Source organism: Luteimonas mephitis DSM 12574 (assembly GCF_000422305.1).
Taxonomy (GTDB): Bacteria; Pseudomonadota; Gammaproteobacteria; order Xanthomonadales; family Xanthomonadaceae; genus Luteimonas; species Luteimonas mephitis.
This window is the reverse complement of record NZ_AULN01000012.1, coordinates 145001-167969: the sequence shown is the minus strand read 5'-3', so window position 1 is coordinate 167969 and position 22969 is coordinate 145001. Positions and strand designations below refer to the sequence as shown.

The 22969-nt window shown below is 67.2% G+C and carries 18 protein-coding genes, 2 rRNA genes and 1 other RNA gene; 13 read left to right on the top strand and 8 right to left on the bottom strand.

Annotated elements, in window-relative coordinates; all coding sequences use genetic code 11:
- Positions 1-208: 208 nt before the first annotated feature.
- The 3 genes from rpoZ to H570_RS0100845 all read right to left on the bottom strand — a co-directional run bounded on the left by rpoZ (position 209) and on the right by H570_RS0100845 (position 2347).
- Positions 209-511 (bottom strand): DNA-directed RNA polymerase subunit omega, encoded by a 303-nt coding sequence (rpoZ, locus tag H570_RS0100860; protein WP_027079102.1) that lies wholly within the window; start codon positions 509-511, stop codon positions 209-211.
- Positions 512-750: 239 nt separating this feature from the next.
- Positions 751-1368, bottom strand: coding sequence for a guanylate kinase (gmk, locus tag H570_RS0100850; RefSeq protein WP_027079101.1), 618 nt, complete (start codon positions 1366-1368; stop codon positions 751-753).
- Between the two features lie 118 nt (positions 1369-1486).
- The gene (locus H570_RS0100845) at positions 1487-2347 is read right to left on the bottom strand and encodes a YicC/YloC family endoribonuclease (RefSeq protein ID WP_027079100.1); all 861 of its coding nucleotides are present in this window, start codon (positions 2345-2347) and stop codon (positions 1487-1489) included.
- A 160-nt stretch (positions 2348-2507) separates the two neighbouring features.
- Between H570_RS0100845 and rph the strand changes: the two genes are divergently transcribed.
- From rph to H570_RS0100820, 5 genes are all read left to right on the top strand, one after another.
- Positions 2508-3251, top strand: a complete 744-nt coding sequence (gene rph / locus H570_RS0100840; protein WP_027079099.1) for a ribonuclease PH — start codon at positions 2508-2510, stop codon at positions 3249-3251.
- 28 nt (positions 3252-3279) lie between these two features.
- A complete protein-coding gene (gene rdgB, locus H570_RS0100835) occupies positions 3280-3870 on the top strand; it encodes an RdgB/HAM1 family non-canonical purine NTP pyrophosphatase (protein WP_027079098.1) in 591 nt (196 codons plus the stop codon).
- Between the two features lie 196 nt (positions 3871-4066).
- Positions 4067-5239 (top strand): radical SAM family heme chaperone HemW, encoded by a 1173-nt coding sequence (gene hemW / locus H570_RS0100830; RefSeq protein WP_027079097.1) that lies wholly within the window; start codon positions 4067-4069, stop codon positions 5237-5239.
- A 123-nt stretch (positions 5240-5362) separates the two neighbouring features.
- Entirely contained in the window at positions 5363-7792 is a 2430-nt protein-coding gene (locus H570_RS15770) for a DUF1631 domain-containing protein (protein ID WP_051175942.1), read from the top strand.
- Entirely contained in the window at positions 7789-8139 is a 351-nt protein-coding gene (locus H570_RS0100820; RefSeq protein ID WP_027079096.1) for a PilZ domain-containing protein, read from the top strand. The genes H570_RS15770 and H570_RS0100820 overlap by 4 nt, the downstream gene beginning before the upstream one ends.
- A gap of 68 nt (positions 8140-8207) precedes the next feature.
- Here the strand turns inward: H570_RS0100820 and H570_RS0100815 are convergent, their stop codons facing one another.
- Positions 8208-10886: a bifunctional diguanylate cyclase/phosphodiesterase gene (locus H570_RS0100815; protein WP_245559498.1), complete on the bottom strand. Its 2679-nt coding sequence runs from the start codon at positions 10884-10886 to the stop codon at positions 8208-8210.
- Positions 10887-10898: 12 nt separating this feature from the next.
- On the opposite strand from H570_RS0100815, the gene pepQ reads away from it, so the two are divergent.
- Entirely contained in the window at positions 10899-12233 is a 1335-nt protein-coding gene (pepQ, locus tag H570_RS0100810) for a Xaa-Pro dipeptidase (protein ID WP_027079094.1), read from the top strand.
- Between the two features lie 144 nt (positions 12234-12377).
- Here the strand turns inward: pepQ and H570_RS0100805 are convergent, their stop codons facing one another.
- Together H570_RS0100805 and H570_RS0100800 are read right to left on the bottom strand one after the other, a co-directional pair.
- Positions 12378-13709, bottom strand: a complete 1332-nt coding sequence (locus H570_RS0100805; RefSeq protein WP_027079093.1) for an aminopeptidase P N-terminal domain-containing protein — start codon at positions 13707-13709, stop codon at positions 12378-12380.
- Positions 13710-13792: 83 nt separating this feature from the next.
- On the bottom strand, positions 13793-14338 hold the full coding sequence (locus H570_RS0100800; protein ID WP_036134564.1) for a UPF0149 family protein: 546 nt from the start codon (positions 14336-14338) through the stop codon (positions 13793-13795).
- A gap of 127 nt (positions 14339-14465) precedes the next feature.
- Here H570_RS0100800 and H570_RS15765 point away from each other — a divergent pair, with 127 nt between their 5' ends.
- The 7 genes from H570_RS15765 (at position 14466) to rpiA (ending at position 19414) form a co-directional block, all read left to right on the top strand.
- A complete protein-coding gene (locus H570_RS15765; RefSeq protein WP_245559496.1) occupies positions 14466-16670 on the top strand; it encodes a putative bifunctional diguanylate cyclase/phosphodiesterase in 2205 nt (734 codons plus the stop codon).
- Positions 16671-16701: 31 nt separating this feature from the next.
- A complete protein-coding gene (locus H570_RS0100790) occupies positions 16702-16923 on the top strand; it encodes a TIGR02449 family protein (protein ID WP_027079091.1) in 222 nt (73 codons plus the stop codon).
- Positions 16920-17213 (top strand): cell division protein ZapA, encoded by a 294-nt coding sequence (locus H570_RS0100785; protein ID WP_027079090.1) that lies wholly within the window; start codon positions 16920-16922, stop codon positions 17211-17213. The genes H570_RS0100790 and H570_RS0100785 overlap by 4 nt, the downstream gene beginning before the upstream one ends.
- A gap of 96 nt (positions 17214-17309) precedes the next feature.
- A non-coding RNA gene (ssrS, locus tag H570_RS18420) (6S RNA) lies at positions 17310-17495 on the top strand.
- A gap of 69 nt (positions 17496-17564) precedes the next feature.
- Entirely contained in the window at positions 17565-18155 is a 591-nt protein-coding gene (locus H570_RS0100780) for a 5-formyltetrahydrofolate cyclo-ligase (protein ID WP_027079089.1), read from the top strand.
- Positions 18152-18631: an EVE domain-containing protein gene (locus H570_RS0100775; RefSeq protein ID WP_027079088.1), complete on the top strand. Its 480-nt coding sequence runs from the start codon at positions 18152-18154 to the stop codon at positions 18629-18631. Before H570_RS0100780 ends, H570_RS0100775 begins: the two co-directional genes overlap by 4 nt.
- Before the next feature lie 135 nt (positions 18632-18766).
- Positions 18767-19414, top strand: coding sequence for a ribose-5-phosphate isomerase RpiA (gene rpiA, locus H570_RS0100770; protein WP_027079087.1), 648 nt, complete (start codon positions 18767-18769; stop codon positions 19412-19414).
- A gap of 286 nt (positions 19415-19700) precedes the next feature.
- Here rpiA and rrf read toward each other — a convergent pair.
- Together rrf and H570_RS0100760 are read right to left on the bottom strand one after the other, a co-directional pair.
- Positions 19701-19814 (bottom strand): 5S ribosomal RNA (gene rrf, locus H570_RS0100765).
- Positions 19815-19991: 177 nt separating this feature from the next.
- A 23S ribosomal RNA gene (locus tag H570_RS0100760) occupies positions 19992-22871 on the bottom strand.
- Positions 22872-22969 lie beyond the last annotated feature (98 nt).

Sequence of the window (22969 nt, the reverse complement as noted above, 5' to 3'; positions counted from 1 at the left end):
GTCGAGCCTAAGGCCTCAGGCCGGGATTTGGGAATCGGGATTGGGGATTCGGAATGGCCAGGGCGATGGTCGGCGCCGTCCAGCGGCGTTCAGGGGCCGGAAACGCCACGGCCCCGCTTTCGCGGGGCCGCGCAAGATCCGGCACTGGAGGGAAACGCCGGGATCCGCTTCTCCGAATCCCCAATCCCGATTCCCAAATCCCGCCTTCTTACAGGTCGTCGCCCTTCGACATGTCCTCGTCGGCCACCACCTCGGCGGCGGCCCATTCCAGCGCCTCGCGCTCCTTGCGCTCGCGCTCGATCTTGTCGACGGCGTCGATGTAGGGCTGGTCGATGCGGCGGGCGGCGATCTCGCGCAGGGCCAGCACCGTCGGCTTGTCGTCGTTCTCGGAGTTGTCGATCTGCGGCTCGACGCCATTGGCGAGCTGGCGCGCGCGCTTGGCGGCCATCATGACGAGCTCGAAGCGGTTGTCGACCACTTCCAGGCAATCTTCCACGGTGATGCGGGCCATAACTCTCCCGGCGGCCGGTCGGGCCGTCGACTCAATAGATAGGGGGACGCGGATTTTACGGGATTGTCCGGGCTCGGCACAAGCGTTGCACCGAAAAATCAATCACTTGCGCATCTTTTCGACCGCCGCAGCGTTCCAGTTCCCGCTGGAACGGCTGCCAGCCGCGGGCGTTTCCGAAGATCGCCGACGCAAGAAGCCCGCGACCGTGTAACGCTCCCGCAAGCGCGGGAAGCCATCGCCTATTCCCCGGCCAGCAACGCGGCAACCAGTCCGGCATGCCGCTGCGCCTGGATCTCGCGACGCAGCCGGCTGGCGGTGAAGATCGCGCACATTTCGTCCACCGCGGTGTCGAAATCCTCGTTGACGATGACGTAGTCGAACTCGTCGTAGTGCGACATCTCCTCGCGCGCGGCCGCCAGCCGCCGCGCCATCACGTCCTCGCTGTCCTGCCCGCGCTTGCGCATGCGCTGGTCGAGCGCATCGCGCGACGGCGGCAGGATGAACACGCTGACCGCATCGGGCACCTGCCCGCGCACCTGGCGCGCGCCCTGCCAGTCGATTTCCAGCAGCACGTCGCGGCCCTGCGCCAGGCGCGCGTCCACCGCCTTCTTCGCCGTGCCCTTCCAGTCGCCGTGCACCAGTGCGTGCTCGAAGAAATCGCCGGCGTCGATCATGCGCTGGAACTCCTCGCGACCGACGAAGTTGTAGTGCTCGCCATCGTGCTCGCCCGGGCGCGGCGCGCGCGAGGTGTAGGAGATCGACAGGCAGATGTTGGCGTCGCGCGCCAGGCAGGCGTTGACGATGCTCGACTTGCCGGCGCCCGACGGCGCCGCGACGATGAACAGCGTGCCACGCATGGGCGCGGGGGTCGGGGATTCCGGATTCTGGATTCGAGAAGACAAGAGCCTGCCCCAGGATTACGAAGCGAATCGTAACCGCTTTTGCGAAGCCCGAATCCCGCGCTTCCGGTCCCGGCTACTCAATGTTCTGCACCTGCTCGCGGATCTGGTCGATCAGCACCTTGAGCTCCACCGCGATGTTGCTGGTGCGCGCGTCGACCGATTTCGAGCCCAGGGTGTTGGCCTCGCGGTTGAACTCCTGCAGCAGGAAGTCGAGGCGGCGGCCGACCGGCTGGTCCTGGGTGAAGATGCGGCGGATCTCGACGACGTGGCTGTCGAGGCGATCAAGCTCCTCGTCGACATCGAGCTTCTGCAGCCACAGCACCAGTTCCTGCTCCACGCGCCCGGGATCCGCGGCCTGCGCCAGGTCGGCGATGCGGGCGTCGAGCTTGGCACGCTGGCCGGCGCGGATCAGCGGGATCAGTTCGCGCACCTGCGCGGCCTGCGCGGCGATGCCGTCGACGCGCTCGAGGATCGCGGCGACCAGCTTGCCGCCCTCGCGTTCGCGCGCGGCGACGAATTCGGCCAGCACCTCGTCGAGCAGCTCCATCGCCTGGGCATGCAGCGCAGCCGGGTCGCCGGCCTTCGACTGCAGCACGCCGGGGAACTGCAGCAAGTCGGTGAACTGGGTGCGCAGGCCCGGGAAACGGGTGCTCACGCCGGTCGCCAGGTCGGACAGCTGCCGCAGCAGCGCGTCGTTGACCTGCAGCGTGCCGCCGCCTTCGCTCGAGCGCAGGCGCAGGGTGAGGTCGACCTTGCCGCGCGACACACGCGACGAGACGCGTTCGCGCAGGGCAGGCTCCAGCAGCCGCAGCTCGTCGGGCAAGCGCACGCCCAGCTCGAGGAAGCGATGGTTGACCGCGCGCATCTCGCAGCCGAGCGTGCCCCATTCGGTGCTGCGTTCGCCGGCGGCGAAGGCGGTCATGCTGCGGATCATGCAAGGCCCTGCGGGAGAGTCGGGCGGAAAGTATGCCATCGGCGGCGTTTGCGGCCATGAGCGACCGATCGCCGCGTGCCGGCTGCGCAGGCCTGCGGCGCATGCCGGCGAATGTGCGACGCCCTGTTAAACTCGCGCACCGCGTCAGGCAAACACCCACATGTCCAGTTCCACTCCGGCGGCCTTCGCCCGCCCCAGCGGCCGCGCGCCCGGCCAGCTGCGCGACGTGCGCATCGAACGCGCCTTTACCCGCCACGCCGAAGGCTCGGTGCTGGTGAGCTTCGGCGACACCCGCGTGCTGTGCACGGCCAGCGTCGAGAACCGCGTGCCCGGCTTCCTGCGCGGCAAGGGCGAGGGCTGGGTCACCGCCGAGTACGGGATGCTGCCGCGCTCGACCAACACCCGCAACGACCGCGAGGCCGCGCGCGGCAAGCAGGGCGGGCGGACGCTGGAAATCCAGCGCCTGATCGGCCGCACGCTGCGCGCCTGCGTCGACCGCCGCGCACTGGGCGAGCGCACTGTCACCCTGGATTGCGACGTGCTGCAGGCCGATGGCGGCACCCGCACGGCCGCCATCACCGGTGCCTACGTGGCCCTGGTCGACGCCGTGCGCTGGCTGCAGGCGCGCAAGGACATCAGCCGCGATCCGATCTTCGGCGCGGTGGCCGCGGTTTCGGTGGGCGTGTATCGCGGCGTGCCGGTGCTCGACCTCGATTACGCGGAAGACAGCGACTGCGACACCGACATGAACGTGGTGATGAACGACGGCGGCGGCTTCATCGAGCTGCAGGGCACGGCCGAGGGCCACGCCTTCCGCCGCGAAGAGCTCGATGCCCTGCTTGGCCTCGCCGAAAGCGGCATCGGCCAGTTGCTGGCCGCGCAGCGCGAGGCACTGGCACGCTGATGCATCCGCGCGACGACGGCCCGGCGCATTGAAACTGGTCATCGCCAGCGGCAACCGCGGCAAGCTGGCCGAGTTCGCCGATCTGCTGGGCGACAGCGGCATCGACTGCGTCGCGCAGGGCGAACTGGGTGTCGGGGACGTCGACGAAACCGGCCTGAGCTTCGTCGAGAACGCCCTGCTCAAGGCCCGCCACGCTGCGCGCGCGACCGGCCTGCCGGCGCTGGCCGACGATTCGGGCCTGTGCGTGGATGCGCTTGGTGGCGCGCCCGGGCTGTACTCGGCGCGCTACGCAGGCAGTCACGGCGACGCCGGGGCCAACATCGACAAACTGCTCGACGCGCTGCGCGATGTTCCCGACGAACGCCGCGGTGCGCATTTCCATGCCGCGATCGTGCTGCTGCGTCATGCCGATGACCCGCAGCCGCTGATCGCAGAGGGCAGCTGGCATGGCCGCATCCTGCATGCACGGCGGGGCGACGGCGGCTTCGGCTACGACCCCGTGTTCCTCGACCCGCAGCGCGGCCGGTCGGCGGCCGAGCTGGATCCGTCGCTGAAGAACCGCATCAGCCACCGCGGCCTGGCGCTGGCGGCGCTGCGCGAGAAACTGGCGTCCCTGTAGGAGCGGCTGCAGCCGCACGCCTCCTGCAGAACACCTCCCTCCGCAGGGGCCTGCCGGGCGTGACTGGCAGCACCCGGCAACGCCCGTTGCGCCCAGGTGCGCTCGCGCAAGCAATCCCTTCATCGTGCAAGAAGCTCGCAGCCGAAGCCGCTCCTGCACAAGCCGGCGCGCGCATGCAATGCCGGCCGCTCCTACAATGCCCGCCATGCTTACCCCGCCGCCGCTGTCGCTGTACGTCCACCTGCCCTGGTGCGTGCGCAAGTGCCCGTATTGCGACTTCAACTCGCATGAATTCCGCGGCGCGGGCGGTACGCCGCCGTTCGCGCAGTACGTCGAGGCGCTGCTGGCCGACCTGGACTTCGACCTGCCGCTGGCCTGGGGCCGCACCGTGCACAGCGTGTTCTTCGGCGGCGGCACGCCGAGCCTGTTTCCGGCCGAAGCCATCGACGCGTTCCTGCAAGGCGCCAGCGCGCGCCTGCGCTTCGCGCCCGGGCTGGAGATCACCCTGGAAACCAATCCCGGCACCGCCGAACACGGCCGCTTCGAGCACTATCGCGCGGCCGGCGTGAACCGGCTGAGCTTCGGCGTCCAGACTTTCGACGACGAGGTGCTCAAGCGGCTGGGTCGGATCCACGACAGCGCCGAGGCCGAAGCGGCGGTGAAGCTCGCCCGCGATGCCGGCTTCGACAACTTCAACCTCGACCTGATGTACGCGCTGCCCGGGCAGACCCTGGCGATGGCCGAGCGCGATATCGAACGTGCGCTGGCGCTGCAGCCGGCGCACGTCTCGCATTACCAGCTGACGCTGGAGCCCAACACCGTGTTCGCCGCCAGGCCGCCGCGCGACATCCCCGACGAAGACGCCGCGTGGGACATGCAGGAACGCTGCCAGCAGATGCTCGCCGATGCCGGCTACGCGCAGTACGAAGTCAGCGCCTACGCAAGGCCCGGCCGGCAGTGCGCGCACAACCTCAACTACTGGCGCTTCGGCGACTACCTCGGCATTGGCGCCGGCGCGCACGGCAAGCTCACCCTGGGCGCCGACCAGGCGATCCTGCGACGCTGGAAGCACAAGCACCCTGCGGCCTACCTCGCCACCGCCGGCACCGCGGAGGCCATCGGCGGCGACGACACCATCGAGCCGGCGCGCAGGCCGTTCGAATACATGCTCAACGCCCTGCGCCTGGTCGAGGGATTCACGCTGGCCCAGTTCGAGGCGCGTACCGGCCTGCCCCGCGCCGCGATCGCCGCGCCGCTGGCGCAGGCGCGGGATCGCGGCTGGTTGCAGCTGGACGGCGATCGCGTGCGGCCGACCGCGCTGGGCCGTCGTTTCGGCAACGACGTGATCGCGCTGTTCCTGGACGCGTAGCGACCGCCGCCCCATGCCATCGCGAGCCCGGGGGCGCTGGCCGAAGGCCCTCGCCGAATCCGTACGCTGGCCCCGCCTGCCCCCGGCGTGATAAGAAGCCTGCAGGGGAGCACAATCACATCCATGTCCGCTTCGACGCCATCGAACGATGCCACGCCGCGCACGCTTGCCGCCGCGGGTTTGCCCCGGCGCGTGCGCAAGTCCCTGGAACACGCCCTCTCGCTGGTCTCCGACGAGCTGGACAACAGCCTCGGCACGATGCTCAGGGAGTTCGAGCAGGAACTGTTCCGGTTGGCCGACCTGGCCCGCAGCCCCGGCGTCGAATCGGGCTACATGCAGACCCTGCGCACCCTGCGCATGAACCGGGCGGACCTGATTCCGCGCTTCATGCTCGAACTGGAAGCCGGGGTTGCCGGGATTCGCAGCGCACGGCCCCCGGATGAAGCGCCCGCGGCCGGCACGCGCGCGCCGTTCCAGAACCTCAGCCTGGTCGAAGACGAGGTGATGGATGAAGGCGCGGTGCTGCGCGAGATCGCCGCCCGCCAGGAGTCGCGTGCGGCGCTGCCGCTGCACCTGCTGGGCCAGCGCTTCGGCGTGCTCGCCGGCAGCCCGGCCTTTGACGCCGAACGCATTCCGCTCGGGCCGCGGGCGCTATGCAGGGCGATGCGCAACGCCAGCCAGACGCTGCAGGTGCCCTACGAGGCGCGCCTGCTGCTGTACCGCGTCTTCGACCGCCAGGTAATGTCGGGCTATGCGCGCAGCCTCGAGAAGCTGGACGAGGCGATGGACGTCGAGGGTGTGTTGCCCGGCCTGACCTTCGTGCCGGTACGGGCTCGCGCCACGCCGCAGGGCACCCCCCGGGATGCCCGCTCGGCTGACACCGGGACTGGCGCAGTCCCCCGGACCCGAGCGGATCAGCACGCTGATGCACCTGCCGCAGATTCGGACGCCGTCGCAGGCACGAGCGATGGGCGCGGTGGCGGTGGCGGCGGTGGTGGCGGCGGCGGCGGTGGACACGGTGGCGGCGCTGGCGCCGGCGATACCGCTCCCGCGGCGAATGCTCCGGCCGGCCGGCCGCCGTCGGCCCAGCCGCGCCCGCATACCGCCTGGATGGGCGAGTCCTGGGACGACCCGGACAACGGCGACGAACAGGCCTCGCTGGCGATGCTGCAGCAGCTCATGTCGGGGCGGCGCGCGCTGATCGGCAAGCTGCGACCGCGCCAGCCCGGCGGTCCACGTGAAGAACTGAGCACGCGCGACGTGTTCAGCGCTTTGGGCGCCCTGCAGGCGCAGCCCGCCGGCAGCACCCACAGCCTGCACGACGTCAAGCAGACGCTGCTGGCCCAGGCAAGGCAGCAACACGGCAAGGGCGCGACGCTGTCGCAACGCGACAACGACACGTTCGAACTGCTGTCGATGCTGTACGGGCAGATCGAGGAGGAGATCCGCGCCGACGCGCCGGCCGCCGCGCTGGTCCGCCGCCTGCAGTTGCCGCTGCTGCGCGTGGCGCTGCAGGACCGCGCGTTCTTCGTCCGGGGCCACCACCCCGCGCGCCGGCTGCTCAACACGGTCGCCGAATCCGCGGCCCGGTGGCTGGACAAGGACGACTACGACCCGCAGATGCTGCTGCCGCTGCAGCAGGCGGTCACCCACGTCGTCGAGAACTACGACGGCGACGATGCGGTCTTCGACGCCAGCAACAACAAGCTCGAGAGCCACCTGCAGGAACAGGTGCGCAAGGCCGAATTGCTCGAACGCCGCCACGTCGAGGCCGCGCGCGGCAAGGAAAAGCTTGAAGTCGCCAAGCTGCGCGCCACCGAGACGCTCGACGCGATCATCGGCGACCGGCGCCTGGCCAAGTTCGCCCGCGCGCTGCTCAACCAGGCCTGGGCGGACGTCCTCACCCTGACCCTGCTGCGCCAGGGCGAGGGCTCGGACGAATGGCGCAAGCAGGTGCAAGCCACCCAGCAGATCGTCGCCGCCTGCTGCAGCGACGACGCGCTCGCCGACCCGGCGCTGACCGCCCACGTGGCCGAGGCACTCGGCCAGGTCGGCTACCACGCCGACGAGGCCGGGGTGATCGCGCAGCGCCTGACCCAGTGCGTGCCCGAGGACGAGGACGACCCGGCCTCGCGCACCGAACTGGCGGTCAAGCTCAAGGCGCGCGCACGGCTGGGCGAAGACCCTGCCAAGGCCAAGCGCCCGAAGCTGCCGCCGCGCACGCCGGAAGAACAGGCCCGCTATGAACAGCTGCGGGTGATGCCGTTCGGCACCTGGATCGAATTCGTCGTCAACCAGCAGGGCGACTTCGTGCGCCAGCGCCTGTCGTGGTTCAGCCCGGTTACCGACAACGCACTGTTCGTCAACCAGCGCGGCCAGCGCACCGGCGAGCACTCGCTCGACAACCTCGCGCGCATGATCGCCGCCGGGCAGGCCCGCATCGTCACCGCCGAACGCGGGCGCCTGGTCGACCGCGCCTGGCAGGCGGCGGTCAGCGCGCTGCGCAGCTTCGCCGGCCGCGGCGAAGAGCCCGCGCTGCTGGAGTCGAGATGATCAACGAATTCCGCCGCGCACGCCGGCGCAAGGCCGCCGACACGATCATGGTCACCGATGCGATGACCGAGCGCGTGGTCGGCCACATCGGCAACCTGTCCGAAAGCGGCATGCTGCTGATCGCCAGCGAAGCCCTGGTCGACGACGCGCTCTACCAGCTGCAGTTCGCGCTGCCGGACGGCGCCGGCAAGTCGGCGATGGTGGAAGTGGGCGCGCACCTGCTGTGGATGGATCGCGCCAGCGCACCGGGCCAGGCCTGGATCGGCTTCCGCTTCATCGCCATCGCACCGAAGCACCGGATTCACCTGCAAAAGTGGATCGAAGCGCCCGGCGGCCACTACGAATGAGCCGCGCCGCGCACTGACCGCAGCGCCTGTCCGCGACAGCGCGTTCGGCGAATGCCGCCGGCGCCGCTTCATTCGCGCTGGTAGAGCACGCGCTCCGGCCGGTGCAGCGCGAACCCCTGCCCGTAGTCGACGCCGAGCTCGCGCAGCAGCTCGGCGGCACCGACACTGGCCACCCACTCGGCCACCACGTCGAGCCCGCGCTGGTGGCCGATCTCGGTGATGGCATCGACGATCGAGCGGCTCATCGGGTCGCTGTCGAGCTCGCGGATGAAGCTGCCGTCGATCTTGATCACATCGACCGGCAGGTTCTTGAGGTAGCCGAACGAGGACATGCCGGCGCCGAAGTCGTCCAGCGCGACCTGGCAGCCGACCGCGCGCAGGCGCTGCATCACCCGCACCGCGCGCGCCAGGTTGCGCACCGCCTCGGTCTCGGTGATCTCGAAGCACAGCCGCGCCGGGGCCACGTCGTGGCGTGCGATCAGGTCGAGCACGTAGTCGGCCAGGCCGTCATCCTCGAGCGTCGAGGCGGCGAGGTTGATCGCACAGCGCCCCGGCGCGCATCCGCTGGCGTGGAGGCGGTCGAAGTTCGCGATCGCCTCGCCGATCACCCAGCGGTCCAGCGACGGCATCATCCCGTAGCGCTCGGCCGCCGGCAGGAAGGCGCCCGGCGGCACGATCCGGCCGTCCTCGTCGCGCAGCCGGATCAGCAACTCGATATGCGGATCTGGGCAGGACTGGCCCTGCAGCGGCAGCACTTCCTGGTAATCAAGCAGCAGCCGGCCTTCCTCGATCACCCACCGCAGGCGGTTGGCCCACTCCATCTCGCCGCGGCGCCGCACCTGCTCGTCGTCCTGCGCGGAGTACGCGTGGACGCGGTTGCGGCCGTGGTCCTTGGCCATGTAGCAGGCCGCATCGGCATGCGCGAACACGTCGTCGAGGGTCAGGCCGGCGCGATCGATCATCACCATGCCGATGCTGGCGCTGATCGTGTACGAACGCTGTTCCCAGACGAAGACCAGGCCTTCGATGCGCGCGCGCATGCGTTCGGCGAGCTGATGCGCGACGTCGGGGGTCACGTTCTGCGCCAGCACGCCGAACTCGTCGCCGCCCAATCGCGCCAGCAGGTCGTCGCCACGCAGGTGTTCGGCCATCGCCAGCGCCAGCTGGCTCAGCAACTGGTCCCCGGCCAGGTGCCCCGAGGTGTCGTTGATCAGCTTGAACTGGTCCAGGTCGATGTACAGCAGCGCCGCCGGGGTACCGTCGCGGGCGACCGCCTGCAGGGTCCGGCGCACGCTGCGCTCGAACTCGCGCCGGTTGCACAGGCCGGTCAGCGCATCATGGGTGGCCTGGTAGCTCAGCAACTCGGTGAGCTGGCGCTGCTCGGACGTGTCGTTGGCCACCATCAGCAGCTTGTCCCGGCCGGTGAGCTGGACCTGGCTGATCGAGGTGGAGGCCCAGAACCGGTCGCCACCCAGGGTGCGCAGCGTCGTATCGACATTGCTCCAGCGCGCCCCGTCCCCGGTCGCGGACAGCGCGTGCTGCAGCGCCGGATCCTCGAACAGCGAGGCCAGCGGCGTCGCGCCGCCGGCCACGTCCGCGCCCAGCCGCGCGGACGCGGCTTCGTTGGCATAGACGATGCAGCCGTCATCGGCGCGCGCCATCAGCACCAGCGCCGGCAGCAGGTCGTTGAGGGTGCGGAAGCGCTCCTCGCTCTCGCGGTGGCGTTGAGCCAGCTGGCGGCCCAGCGTCACCGCGCGCCGACGCGTGGTCGCCGCCGACCACAGCAGCAGTGCCAGCAGCAGGCTGGCGATCGTGCCGGTGATCGCCATCAGCCACAGCAGGCTCGCGTCGTAACCGGCGCCACGCGGCTGCAGCACGATCTTCCAGTTGCGTTCGCCGAAGGCGACATCGCCGCCATAGCTGCGCGCGCCTGGCATCGTGTCGCCGCCGGAATCGAACAGCATCACGCCCGCACCGTCGGTGTTGTCGAGCACGCGCACCCGATAGAGGCGCAGCGCGTCCGCCGGCAACCCGCCCAGCAGCAGCGAACGGACCCGCATGCTGATGCCCAGCGCACCGAGTTCGCGCTCCCGCCGCTGCGCCACGTCGGTCGGCTGCGGGCCGGCGCGATACACCGGCAACCGCACGACCACGCCGAGCGCGTCGCGCGGGTCGCTGACCGGCTGGCGCAGCGGGAAGGCGGCGGACATCACCGGCTGGTCAGTGTCGCGGGCGCGCAACAGCGCCTGCAGGTTCACTTCCTGCGCGGCCATGTCGAAGCCGACCAGGCTGCGGTTGCCCGCCAGGGGCACCACGCTTTCGTAGACATAGCGCGGCCGTCCCCCGGGCGCCGCGGGGTTCTCGCGACGGGCAAACACCATCGCCTCCAGGCTCGGCAGCACGTCCCCGGCGCGCAGGTTGTCATGGACGTCGACAAACTGCCGCCGGTCGATGCCGTCGTTGACCATGAACGACGATTGCAGCGCGCGCAGCAGCAGGCCGCTGGTCTCCAGTTGCCGCTCCACCTGCGCCACGCTGCGGCGGGCAACCTGGGAGTCGTGCAGCCGCGCCTCGGCCTGGAGGTTGCCGCGTTCCAGCAGCACCACCGCGCCGGTCACGAGCAGGCCCGCCAGCATGCCGGCCAGCGCGAACGCCCACGCCGGCATCCCCAGCAACAGCGACTGCGCCGCGGCGTCTTCTGCCTGCAGCGGTGTCGCGGTTGCGGCAGAATGCCCTGACCTCTCCATCGTGCTCCGTCGATGAATGCAGAACCTGCAATCCTATATGCCGCGCATCTGAATGTGCTGAAAATCCGCGCCGACGCCGCGCTCGAGCGCGCCGGGCTGGACCACCTGGTCGTGCCCAGCGGCACCCTGCACTACCAGGTGTTCGACGACCGTGACTATCCCTACGCCGTCAATCCCCAGTTCAAGGCCTGGCTGCCGCTGACCCGCAACCCCGGCAGCTGGCTGGTGTACACGCCCGGCGAAAAGCCGCGCCTGGTGTACCTGCAGCCGCACGACTACTGGCACGTGGTGCCGGAGGCTCCGAACGGCTACTGGCTCGAGCATTTCGACGTGGTGGTGATCCGCGAGCCCGACGAGGCGCAGCAGCACCTGCCGAAGAACGCCACCCGCTGCGCGATCCTGGGCGAGCCGCAGAGCGCGCTGGGCAAGTACGGCGCGTTCGCGCCCAATAATCCGCGGGCGGTCGTGGACTACCTCGAGTACCACCGTGCGTTCAAGACGCCGTACGAGATCGCGATGATGCGCGAGGCCACGCGTCGCGGCGTTCGCGGCCATCGCGCGGCCGAACGCGCGTTCCGCGCCGGCGCCAGCGAGTTCGGCATCCACCTGGCCTATTGCCAGGCCGTCGGGCAGGACGCCAGCGACCTGCCCTACAGCAACATCGTCGCACTCAACGAGCACGCCGCGGTGCTGCACTACACCGAACTGGGCCGGCTGCCGCCGAAGCCGGCGCGCAGCTTCCTGATCGACGCCGGCGCCAGCCACGGCGGCTATGCCAGCGACATTACCCGCACCTACGCGGCCGATCCCGGCGACGAGTTCCAGTCGCTGGTCGACGCGGTCGACGCCGCGCAGCAAAAGATGGGCGCGCAGGTCCGTGCCGGCGCCGACTACAGGCAGCTGCACCTGGACGCGCACCTGGCCCTGGCCGCGATCCTCAAGGATTTCGGCGTGATCAAGATCCCGCCCGAAGACGCGCTGGCCAGCGGCGTGAGCTCGGCGTTCTTCCCGCACGGACTCGGCCACGGCATCGGCCTGCAGGTGCACGACGTCGCCGGCTTCGCCGCCTCCGACGCCGGCGGCACCATCGACAAGCCCGACGGCCACCCCTACCTGCGCCTGACCCGCGTGCTGGAGCCGGGCATGGTGGTGACCATCGAGCCGGGCATCTACTTCATCGACATGCTGCTGGAGAAGCTCAGGCACGATGGACATGCCGATGCGGTCGACTGGTCGCGCGTGGACGCGTTCCGCCCTTACGGCGGCATCCGCATCGAGGATGACGTGGCCTGCACCGACGGCGAGCCGGTGAACCTCACGCGCGAGGAGTTCGCCAGCGCGGGTTGAACGTCGCAGGCACCTTCCGGAATGCGGACGCAGGTCGGTTCGCCTTTGGAACGCACCGCAATTCGATAGTGCGCAGACCCGTCGGATCGTCCTGCCCGGTCATCCATGCCCGGGCGTTCGCGGGCGCAGCCGATGGCGCATCGGCTAGCGCGTCCGCTCAGCCATGAAAGCCTCGATCTCGTCGGCGCTGCGCGCCAGGCCCGCGGTCAGGACTTCATGCCCGTCCTGGGTGACGAGCACGTCGTCCTCGGTGCGGATGCCGATCCCGCGCCATTTTGCCGGCACCGACATGTCGTCCGGCGACACGTACAAGCCCGGCTCGATGGTGAACACCATGCCCGGCTCGAGCTGGCGCGATTCGCCGTCGATGCGGTAGTCGCCGACGTCGTGCACGTCGAGCCCCAGCCAGTGCCCGGTCTTGTGCGGATAGAAGCGCTTGTGGTTGCCGTCGGCAATGTTCTTTTCCAGCTTGCCCTTGAGCAGGCCGAGCTTGAGCAGGCCTTCGGTCAGCGTCGCGACCGCGGCGTCATGGCCGGCCTCGTAGGCAACGCCCGGGCGGGCCTGCGCCAGTGCCGCAACCTGCGCCGCGCCGACCAGGTCGTGCAGCGCCCGCTGCTCCTTGTTGAAGCGGCCATTGACCGGGAACGTGCGGGTGATGTCGGCGGCGTAGCCGCGGATCTCGGCGCCGGCATCGACCAGCACCAGGTCGCCGTCCTTCGCCTGCGCGTTGTTGGCGATGTAGTGGAGCACGCAGCCGTTGGCGCCTGCACCGACGATGGTGCCGTAGGCCGGACACGCGTCGCTGGCGCGGAACACGCGCTCGATCTCGGCCTGCAGCTCGTACTCGCGCACGCCCGGCCGCGCCGCGCGCATCGCCGCCTCGTGCGCCAGCACGCTGACCGCGGCCGCGCGGCGCATCAGCTTGAGCTCGTCGCGCGACTTGAACAGGCGCATCTCGTCGAGCAGGTGGCCCAGTTCGAGGAACTCGTGCGGTGACTGCGCCCCGCGTCGCGACTGCGCGCGCACGCGGTTGAGCCAGCCGATCAGCTTGAGGTCGAAATCGGTGTCGCGGCCGAAGTGGTAGTACACGCGGGTGCGGCCTTCGAGCAGGCCGGGCAGGATGTCGTCGATGTCGTCGATCGGGTAGGCGTCGTCCATGCCGAAGGCTTCGACCGCGCCCTCCGGTCCGGTGCGCGGCCCGTCCCAGGCTTCACGCTCGGGGTTGCGCTCGCGGCAGAACAGCAGGTTTTCGCCGTGCTTGCGCCCCGGCACCAGCACCAGCACCGCCTCGGGTTCCGGGAACCCGGCCAGGTACAGCAGGTCGGAGTCCTGCCGGTACGGGTAGCGGGTGTCGCGGCTGCGGACGCGCTCGGGCGCGGCAGGCAGGATCAGGATCGCGTCGTTGCCCGCCATGCGCATCAGCTGCTTGCGGCGCCGTGCGTAGCTGGCCTTGGGAATCACGGGGTTGCTGGCCATGGTGTTCCGGAATCGGGTCGGGCCGGCGGGCCCGGGGCTGGCGGGTTCGATGTGGCGAGCTCCGGATCGCATGCACCCGTCGCTCAGTTGAGGTTCCTGCGATGCCGCGGCCCGAGCGCGCAGTCGCCGTGCAGCAGCAGCGTTGCCACGCGCACGAACTCCTCGATCTCGGCCAGCGCGGCCTCGTCTTCCTCGTCGCCATCCTCCTGCGGCGAGGCGGCGGCAAGCCTGGCGATGTCGGCCAGTGCTTCGTGCCCTTCGTCCGACAGCGACGGATCCTTCCCGGCCGCCAGGCCAAAGGCGCCGAGGAACCCGCGACACCAGTCGAACAGCGCACCGCTGCGCTCGGCCAGCCCGGCATCGTCGTCGGGCAGCAGCAGCACGAAGCCGAAGCTCCGGTCCTCGAGCTGTGCGGCGCTGGCCCTGGCCATGCGGTCAAGGGCGCTGCCCTCGACGACCGCGGGCAACGTGTCATCGACCAGCAGCTTGCCCAGCCACTCGGGACCATCGCTACCGCCTCCGGCCAGCCAGCCGCACAGCGCGCCGTGCAGTTCCGGCGCGGTCACGCCCAGCCCGAGGCTGCGGCTGGCATCGTCGATCTCGGGCAGGGAAGGCAGGGCCGTGGACAAAGGCAGGCGACCGGAATCGGTGGGGCACCAGTGTACCAACGCCGCGCCGATGCCCGCGCCCGCTTTGCGCGCGCATAACTGGATTACACTGCATCCAGCCGCGGGGGCGGCGGCGGAGGGGCTCGCCTTGATCGATCATGCCGACCTGCTGGTGCTGGGGATCACTCTCCTGGTGTTGGCATTGGTCGTGGCGCTGGCAGTCCTGACGACGCTGCGACGACGCAGCGAACGGGCGTACGTCGACCAGCTCAGGGATCGAGAGGAGCGGCTGAAGCTGGCACTTTGGGCCACCGGCGAACACTACTGGGACTACGACCTGGTCGCCGACAAGCTGCGCCGGTCGCAGCCGGACGGAACCGCATCCGACGACGGGCTGCCGCAGTTGCCGCAGCTGGTCGAACTCGTCCAGGTAATCCATCCCGATGACCTGCCGCTGGTGCGCGAACGCCTGCGCAAATACCTTGAAGGCGCGACCCCGATGTTCCGCTCCGAGCACCGCGTGCTCGACGTCAGGGACGAGTGGACCTGGATCCGCGCGCGCGGCCGCGTGGTCGCCCGCGATGCTGACGGCCGCGTGCGACGCGTGGCGGGCACCTCACTCAACATCACCAACGACCGGCACGTCGAGCGCGAGCGGCGCATTGCCAGCGCGGTGCTGCGCAACATGAACGAAGCGGTCACGGTCCTCGACGGCGATTTCAGGTTCGTCTCCGTCAACCCGGCGTTCACCCGCATGACCGGCTACGAGGACGAACAGGTCATCGGCCGCGGCGCCGACCTGCTCGACAGCCCGCAGCACGACCCGGCCTTCTACCGCCACGTGCGCGACATCGCCACCCGCCAGGGCCGCTTCTCGGGCGAAATGTGGCAGCGGCGCAAGGACGGCGAAGAGTTCCTCTGCGCGATCGAGACCAGCGTGGTGCAGGAGGCCGAAGGCGAGCCGCCGCTTTACGTCGCGGTGCTCAGCGACATCACCCAGCAAAAGCGCGCCGAGCAGGAGCTGCGCTACCTGGCCAACTTCGACACCCTGACCAACCTGCCCAACCGCACCCTGCTGTCGGAACGGCTGTCGCGCGCAATCGTGCGCGCGCGGCGCGAGAACAACCGCGTCGCCGTGCTGTTCCTCGACCTCGACCGCTTCAAGGACATCAACGACTCGCTCGGGCACGCCGCCGGCGACCGCATCCTGCGCTCGGCCGCGGTGCGGCTGCAGCAGACCGTCGGCCAGCATCACACGGTTGCGCGGCTCAGCGGAGACGAGTTCACCGTGGTGCTGGAGAACCTCGACACCCTGGCCGACGCGGACAAGATCGCGCGCGAGATCATCATGGCGTTCGAGGCGCCGCTGATCATCGACGAGCGCCAGGAAATCTCGATCTCGCCCTCGATCGGCATCAGCGTCTACCCGGACCACGGGCAGGTCCCGACCGAACTGCTCAAGCAGGCCGACACCGCGATGTACCAGGCCAAGGCCGCGGGCCGGCGCACCTTCGTCCGCTATGACGACGTGATGGACGTGTCGATCCGCCAGCGCGCGACCATCGCCGGTGCCCTGCGCAAGGTCATCGATCGCGGCGAGTTGCACCTGGTTTACCAGCCGCGGCTGGCGCTGGAATCCTCGCGCATCACCGGGGTCGAGGCACTTCTGCGCTGGACCAGCGTCGAACACGGCGTCATCCCGCCCAGCGTGTTCATCCCGCTTGCCGAGGAAAGCGGGCTGATCCTGGAGATCGGCGAATGGGCGCTGCGCGAGGCCTGCCTGACCCTGCGGCGCTGGCGCCAGCACGGCCTTGCCGACCTGAACATGGCGGTCAACATGTCGGTGCTGCAGCTGCTGCGCGGCAATTTCCCCGACGTGGTGCGGCGGATCCTGGCCGACACCGGGATACCGCCCGGCGCGCTGGAGCTCGAGCTGACCGAGAGCGTGCTGATGGCGAACGCGGTGCAGACGGCGAACAAGCTGCAGGCCTTCCGCGCGATCGGCGTGTCGCTGGCGATCGACGACTTCGGCACCGGCTATTCGTCGCTCGCCTATCTCAAGCGGCTGCCGATCACCACGATCAAGATCGACAAGGAGTTCATCGACGACCTCTCCCGCGACCCGGACGATGCCGCGATCACCAGCACGGTGATCACCATGGCCCATTCGCTGGGGCTGAACGTCGTTGCCGAGGGCGTGGAGACGCAGGCCCAGCTCGACTTCCTGCGAAACAAGGACTGCGACGAGATCCAGGGGTTCTGGCTGTCGCCGCCGCTGGAAACCCACGCCTGCCTGTCGTTCATCCAGCACTGGAACCAGGGCCAGGGCCGGACGGGCGCGGGCACGCCTTGACCGCCCCCTGCCGCGTGCCTATCGTGCCGACATGGACAGTCAGGATGTGATCGAACAGCTGCGCGCACTCGGCGAACGCTTCGACACGCTTGCCGATCGCACCCGGCGGCTGGCCGAGGAAAACCGCAGCCTGCGCCAGCAGCAGGAACAGCTGGCCGGCGAACGCTCGCAGCTGCTGGCGAAGAACGAACAGGCGCGCTCGCGCGTCGAGGCGATGATCGCGCGGCTCAAGTCGCTGGAGCAGCACACGTGAGCGCCAGCGAACCGACCAGCATCCGCGTCCTGGATCGCGAATACACCGTTGGCGTCGAACCCGGCGAGCGGGAAAGCCTGATGGCCGCCGCCAAGCTGCTCGACGCCAGGATGCGCGAAGTACGCGGCGCCAACCGCATGGCCGCGGTCGATCGCGTCGCCGTCCTGGCAGCGCTCAACTTTGCCCACGAACTGCAGCAGTTGCGCGACGAATCCGGCCACCGCGACCGCGAGATCGCGCGCACGCTGGGCGAACTCCAGCGCAAGCTCGACACGCTGCTCGATGCCTGATCGCAGCGTTTGCACGCGGCCGATGCCGCCGACTGCGATGAACGCCGACCGACGAACGGAACCGGCCGGACACCTTCCCGGGCTATACTCCCCACGCGTCCTCTGCCGTGATCGACGGCGTGCACAAACATACGCCTTGTCCCTTAATGACGACCACGGGGGCGCAGTGGAAACCGGGTGTGCAAGCCCGCCTCGCAGCGGTAAGCCCGATGGATTCCCGGCGCTCCCACTTGAACCCCGGGTTCAAGGTCGTTTGGCATGCATCGACATGGCGGAGGACGTGTTTTCCCGCGCCGGGGCACCAGCCTTCGGAGCCGCGCGTGCGATGCAGTTGCCGCTGATGGGCACTGCATGAACCAGGACGCCCGCGCACTGCGCCGCGCCATCCGCGCACAACGCCGCACCACCCCGGCCAGTGAACGCATCGCCGCAGCCGAGGGCCTGGCCGAACAGCTGCTCTCGCTGACCTTCATGCCCGGACGCGGCCACGTCGCCGGCTACTGGGCGGTCGACGGCGAGATCGGGCTGCACGCCTGGCAACTGCGGCTGCCACCGACCCTCACCTATTGCCTGCCCGTCCTGCACGGGGAGCAGCTTCGCTTCGCACCGTGGCGCCCCGGCGCTGCGCTGGTCTCGAACCGCTTCGGAATCCCGGAGCCCGACGTCGCGCCCGATTCCCTGCTCACCGCCGAGGACATGGCCCTGGTCGTCGCGCCGCTGGTCGCATTCGACGCAAACTGCCATCGCCTCGGGATGGGCGCCGGCTGGTACGATCGCAGCTTCGCATTCCGGCATGATCGCGCGCCGCCGCCGTGGCTGGTCGGTGCGGCATTCGCCAGCCAGCAGGTCGACGCGATCGCTGCCGAGCCCTGGGACGTGTCCATGGACGCCATCTGCAGCGAGCGCGAAACCTTTCCCGCACCGCCCGGCACCGCCAAATGAGTCCACGCAAGCGCTACTGGCTGATGAAATCCGAACCGACGGATTTCTCGATCGACGACCTGCAGCGGGTCGGCAACGAGCCGTGGACCGGCGTGCGCAACTACCAGGCGCGCAACTTCATGCGCGACGACATGAAAGTCGGCGACGGCGTGCTGTTCTACCACTCCAACTGCGAGGTTCCGGGCATCTACGGGATCGCCGAGGTGGCCAGCGCGGCCTATCCGGATCCGACCCAGTTCCAGAAGAAGTCCAAGTACCACGATCCCAAGGCGACGCAGGAGCAGCCGCGCTGGTTCCTGGTCGATGTCCGCTTCGTGCGCAAGCTCGACGCACCCGTTTCCCTGGATGCCATCCGCGGCCACGCCGATGCGCTGGGCGAGGACTTCGCCCTGATCCGCAAGGGCACGCGCCTGTCGGTGCTGCCGGTGACGGCCGCGCAGTGGAAACACCTGCTGTCATTGGAGCCCGGCTCATAGTTCATGAATCGCGCCTCGCGTCGACTGGCGGGAGCGGCCTGATTCGCAGACGTCTGCCATTACGATCGACAAGCCCGCGGCCCAAGCCGGCCAGCGAAACCCTTCTCAGCTTTACCCGCCATCAAACGGACGCATATGACTGACGCCAAGCGAGACGCCGCCGAGAAAGCCATCGACTATGTCGAGGATGGCATGGTCGTGGGCGTCGGCACCGGTTCGACCGTTGCCTATTTCATCGACGCCCTGGCACGGATCAAGCACCGGATCGCGGGCGCGGTTTCCAGCTCCGAGCAGAGCAGCGCGCGCCTGCGCGGGCATGGCATCGAGGTCATCGAACTCAACCATGCCGGCCAGCTGCCGCTCTACGTTGACGGCGCGGACGAGTGCGACCCACGCAAGTGCCTGATCAAGGGTGGCGGCGCAGCACTGACCCGCGAAAAGATCATTGCCGAAGCCAGTAGCAAGTTCGTATGCATCATCGACCCGGGCAAACGGGTCGACGTGCTTGGCAAGTTCCCGCTGCCGATCGAGGTCATCCCGATGGCGAGGAGCCTGGTCGCACGCGAGATCGTGGCCGCCACAGGCGCGCAGCCGGTCTGGCGCGAAGGCGTGGTGACCGACAACGGCAACTGGATCCTCGACGTGCATGGCCTGGCCATCAGCGAGCCGCTGGTCCTCGAACGCGAACTCAACCAGATCCCCGGCGTCGTGAGCGTCGGCCTGTTCGCACGACGCCCGGCCGATATCGTCATCGTCGGCGGCGACACGCCGCTGCTGCTCTAGCGCAGGCGGCCGCCGTCATTCCGACTGGTTGACTGGCTGAACAACCTCCGTCGCGAGGTCGCCCACTGCTTGCCTAACGCGCGGGACACCCGGCATCCACGGCAGAGCCGGAATGCGGGATCGCCGAATCCCCTGCCAACCATCTTCGGCCATCGATGCCGGGGCGGATATCTGTCTCGTCGCCCCCTTGGAACTACCGACTTGAGCTGCTCTCACAGCGCAACTGCCAGTAGCCCGATCAAAAAAGAAACCCCGCAGCCGTAGCTGCGGGGTTTCGGGGTAAAGACCCTGGCAATGACCTACTCTCGCATGCTAAGTGCACACTACCATCGGCGCGTGCGCGTTTCACTTCCGAGTTCGGGATGGGATCGGGTGGTTCCACGCAGCTATTGTCACCAGGGAGAGGGTGGAGGGTCGCGAAGCCGGTCAACTGGCCCATAAACGCGCACACGCTCTCGTTGGTTGCCTCGGAACAAGCCCATGACGCGGCCTGCCGTTGGCGAATAAGTTGGGACGTAGCGAAACTGTTTGGTTCGAACACCGACGTGTCGTCGAGTCCAAGGCCACTTGAGGTTATATGGTCAAGCCACACGGATCATTAGTACAGGTTAGCTCAACGCATTGCTGCGCTTACACACCCTGCCTATCAACCACCTAGTCTTGATGGTTCCTTCAGGGGGCTTGTGCCCCGGGAGATCTCATCTTGAGGCGCGCTTCCCGCTTAGATGCTTTCAGCGGTTATCGCTTCCGAACATAGCTACCCGGCAATGCCACTGGCGTGACAACCGGAACACCAGAGGTTCGTCCACTCCGGTCCTCTCGTACTAGGAGCAGCCCCTCTCAAATCTCCAACGCCCATGGCAGATAGGGACCGAACTGTCTCACGACGTTCTGAACCCAGCTCGCGTACCACTTTAAATGGCGAACAGCCATACCCTTGGGACCGACTACAGCCCCAGGATGTGATGAGCCGACATCGAGGTGCCAAACACCGCCGTCGATATGAACTCTTGGGCGGTATCAGCCTGTTATCCCCGGAGTACCTTTTATCCGTTGAGCGATGGCCCTTCCATACAGAACCACCGGATCACTAAGTCCTACTTTCGTACCTGCTTGATCCGTCGATCTTGCAGTCAAGCACGCTTATGCCTTTGCACACAGTGCGCGATGTCCGACCGCGCTGAGCGTACCTTCGAGCTCCTCCGTTACTCTTTGGGAGGAGACCGCCCCAGTCAAACTACCCACCACACACGGTCCCCGACCCGGATTACGGGCCCAGGTTAGAACGTCAAGCACGACAGGGTGGTATTTCAAGGATGGCTCCACCTCAGCTAGCGCCAAGGTTTCACAGCCTCCCACCTATCCTACACAGACGAACTCAACGTTCAGTGTGAAGCTATAGTAAAGGTTCACGGGGTCTTTCCGTCTTGCCACGGGAACGCTGCATCTTCACAGCGATTTCAATTTCACTGAGTCTCGGGTGGAGACAGCGCCGCTGTCGTTACGCCATTCGTGCAGGTCGGAACTTACCCGACAAGGAATTTCGCTACCTTAGGACCGTTATAGTTACGGCCGCCGTTTACTGGGGCTTCGATCAAGAGCTTCGCCTTGCGGCTGACCCCATCAATTAACCTTCCAGCACCGGGCAGGCGTCACACCCTATACGTCCACTTTCGTGTTTGCAGAGTGCTGTGTTTTTGATAAACAGTCGCAGCGGCCTGGTCACTGCGGCCCCTCCCAGCTCAGCTACGCATGTAGCCACCAGAAAGGGCGCACCTTCTCCCGAAGTTACGGTGCCATGTTGCCTAGTTCCTTCACCCGAGTTCTCTCAAGCGCCTGAGAATTCTCATCCTACCCACCTGTGTCGGTTTACGGTACGGTCTGCATAAGCTGAAGCTTAGGAGCTTTTCCTGGAAGCGTGGTATCAGTCACTTCGCTCTAATGAGCTCGTCTCGGTGCTCGGAATAAAGGATCCCGGATTTGCCAAAGATCCATCCCTACCTCCTTTCCCCAGGACAACCAACGCCTGGTAGACCTAACCTTCTCCGTCCCTCCATCGCACTTATGCGAGGTGCAGGAATATTAACCTGCTTCCCATCGACTACGCATTTCTGCCTCGCCTTAGGGGCCGACTCACCCTGCGTCGATTAACGTTGCGCAAGGAAACCTTGGGCTTTCGGCGTGCGGGCTTTTCACCCGCATTATCGTTACTCATGTCAGCATTCGCACTTCCGATACCTCCAGCAGACTTCTCAATCCACCTTCACCGGCTTACGGAACGCTCCTCTACCGCGCATCACTTGCGTGATGCACCCCAAGCTTCGGTTTACCGCTTAGCCCCGTTAAATCTTCCGCGCAGACCGACTCGACCAGTGAGCTATTACGCTTTCTTTAAAGGATGGCTGCTTCTAAGCCAACCTCCTGGCTGTCTGTGCCTTTCCACATCGTTTTCCACTTAGCGGTAATTTGGGACCTTAGCTGTGGGTCTGGGTTGTTTCCCTTTTCACGACGAACGTTAGCACCCGCCGTGTGTCTCCCGGATAGTACGTGCTGGTATTCGGAGTTTGCCATGGTTTGGTAAGTCGCAATGACCCCCTAGCCATAACAGTGCTCTACCCCCAGCAGTATTCGTCCGAGGCGCTACCTAAATAGCTTTCGAGGAGAACCAGCTATCTCCGGGTTCGATTAGCTTTTCACTCCTAATCACAGCTCATCCCCGTCTTTTGCAACAGACGTGGGTTCGGGCCTCCAGTTGATGTTACTCAACCTTCACCCTGGCCATGACTAGATCACCCGGTTTCGGGTCTACTGCCCGCGACTATGCGCCCTTATCAGACTCGGTTTCCCTTCGCCTCCCCTATACGGTTAAGCTTGCCACGAACAGTAAGTCGCTGACCCATTATACAAAAGGTACGCAGTCACCCCGAAGGGCTCCTACTGCTTGTACGCACACGGTTTCAGGGTCTATTTCACTCCCTTCACCAGGGTTCTTTTCGCCTTTCCCTCACGGTACTGGTTCACTATCGGTCGGTCAGGAGTATTTAGCCTTGGAGGATGGTCCCCCCATGTTCAGACAGGGTTTCACGTGCCCCGCCCTACTCACTTTTCATCATTCCGGCCCTTTCGCATACAGGGCTGTCACCTTCTATGGCCAGTCTTTCCAGACTGTTTTGCTAGAACCGGAACAACTTTTGGGCTGCTCCCCGTTCGCTCGTCGCTACTGGGGGAATCTCGGTTGATTTCTTTTCCTCCGGTTACTTAGATATTTCAGTTCACCGGGTTCGCTTCCAATGGCTATGTATTCACCATTGGATACTCCTTGCGGAGTGGGTTTCCCCATTCGGACATTGCCGGATCAAAGCTTGTTGCCAGCTCCCCGACACTTTTCGCAGGCTGCCACGTCCTTCATCGCCTCTGACCGCCAAGGCATCCACCGTGTGCGCTTATTCGCTTGACCATATAACCCCAAGTCGCCTCGGAGTTAATGTCGTTGCGAACACAACGAACTACAACTTCAATAAAGGTGCCTCTCGACACCTCGCCTTAGCCTCTACG

Bases quoted from the DNA above. Each gene is read 5' to 3' on its own strand.
- pepQ (WP_027079094.1), top strand. From the start codon at position 10,899: ATGAATGCAGAACCTGCAATCCTATATGCCGCGCATCTGAATGTGCTG.
- H570_RS0100805 (WP_027079093.1), bottom strand. From the start codon at position 13,709: ATGGCCAGCAACCCCGTGATTCCCAAGGCCAGCTACGCACGGCGCCGC.
- H570_RS15770 (WP_051175942.1), top strand. From the start codon at position 5,363: ATGTCCGCTTCGACGCCATCGAACGATGCCACGCCGCGCACGCTTGCC.
- H570_RS0100780 (WP_027079089.1), top strand. From the start codon at position 17,565: ATGAACCAGGACGCCCGCGCACTGCGCCGCGCCATCCGCGCACAACGC.
- H570_RS0100820 (WP_027079096.1), top strand. From the start codon at position 7,789: ATGATCAACGAATTCCGCCGCGCACGCCGGCGCAAGGCCGCCGACACG.
- H570_RS0100790 (WP_027079091.1), top strand. From the start codon at position 16,702: ATGGACAGTCAGGATGTGATCGAACAGCTGCGCGCACTCGGCGAACGC.
- H570_RS0100775 (WP_027079088.1), top strand. From the start codon at position 18,152: ATGAGTCCACGCAAGCGCTACTGGCTGATGAAATCCGAACCGACGGAT.
- rph (WP_027079099.1), top strand. From the start codon at position 2,508: ATGTCCAGTTCCACTCCGGCGGCCTTCGCCCGCCCCAGCGGCCGCGCG.
- rpiA (WP_027079087.1), top strand. From the start codon at position 18,767: ATGACTGACGCCAAGCGAGACGCCGCCGAGAAAGCCATCGACTATGTC.
- rpoZ (WP_027079102.1), bottom strand. From the start codon at position 511: ATGGCCCGCATCACCGTGGAAGATTGCCTGGAAGTGGTCGACAACCGC.
- H570_RS0100815 (WP_245559498.1), bottom strand. From the start codon at position 10,886: ATGGAGAGGTCAGGGCATTCTGCCGCAACCGCGACACCGCTGCAGGCA.
- hemW (WP_027079097.1), top strand. From the start codon at position 4,067: ATGCCCGCCATGCTTACCCCGCCGCCGCTGTCGCTGTACGTCCACCTG.
- gmk (WP_027079101.1), bottom strand. From the start codon at position 1,368: ATGCGTGGCACGCTGTTCATCGTCGCGGCGCCGTCGGGCGCCGGCAAG.
- H570_RS0100845 (WP_027079100.1), bottom strand. From the start codon at position 2,347: ATGATCCGCAGCATGACCGCCTTCGCCGCCGGCGAACGCAGCACCGAA.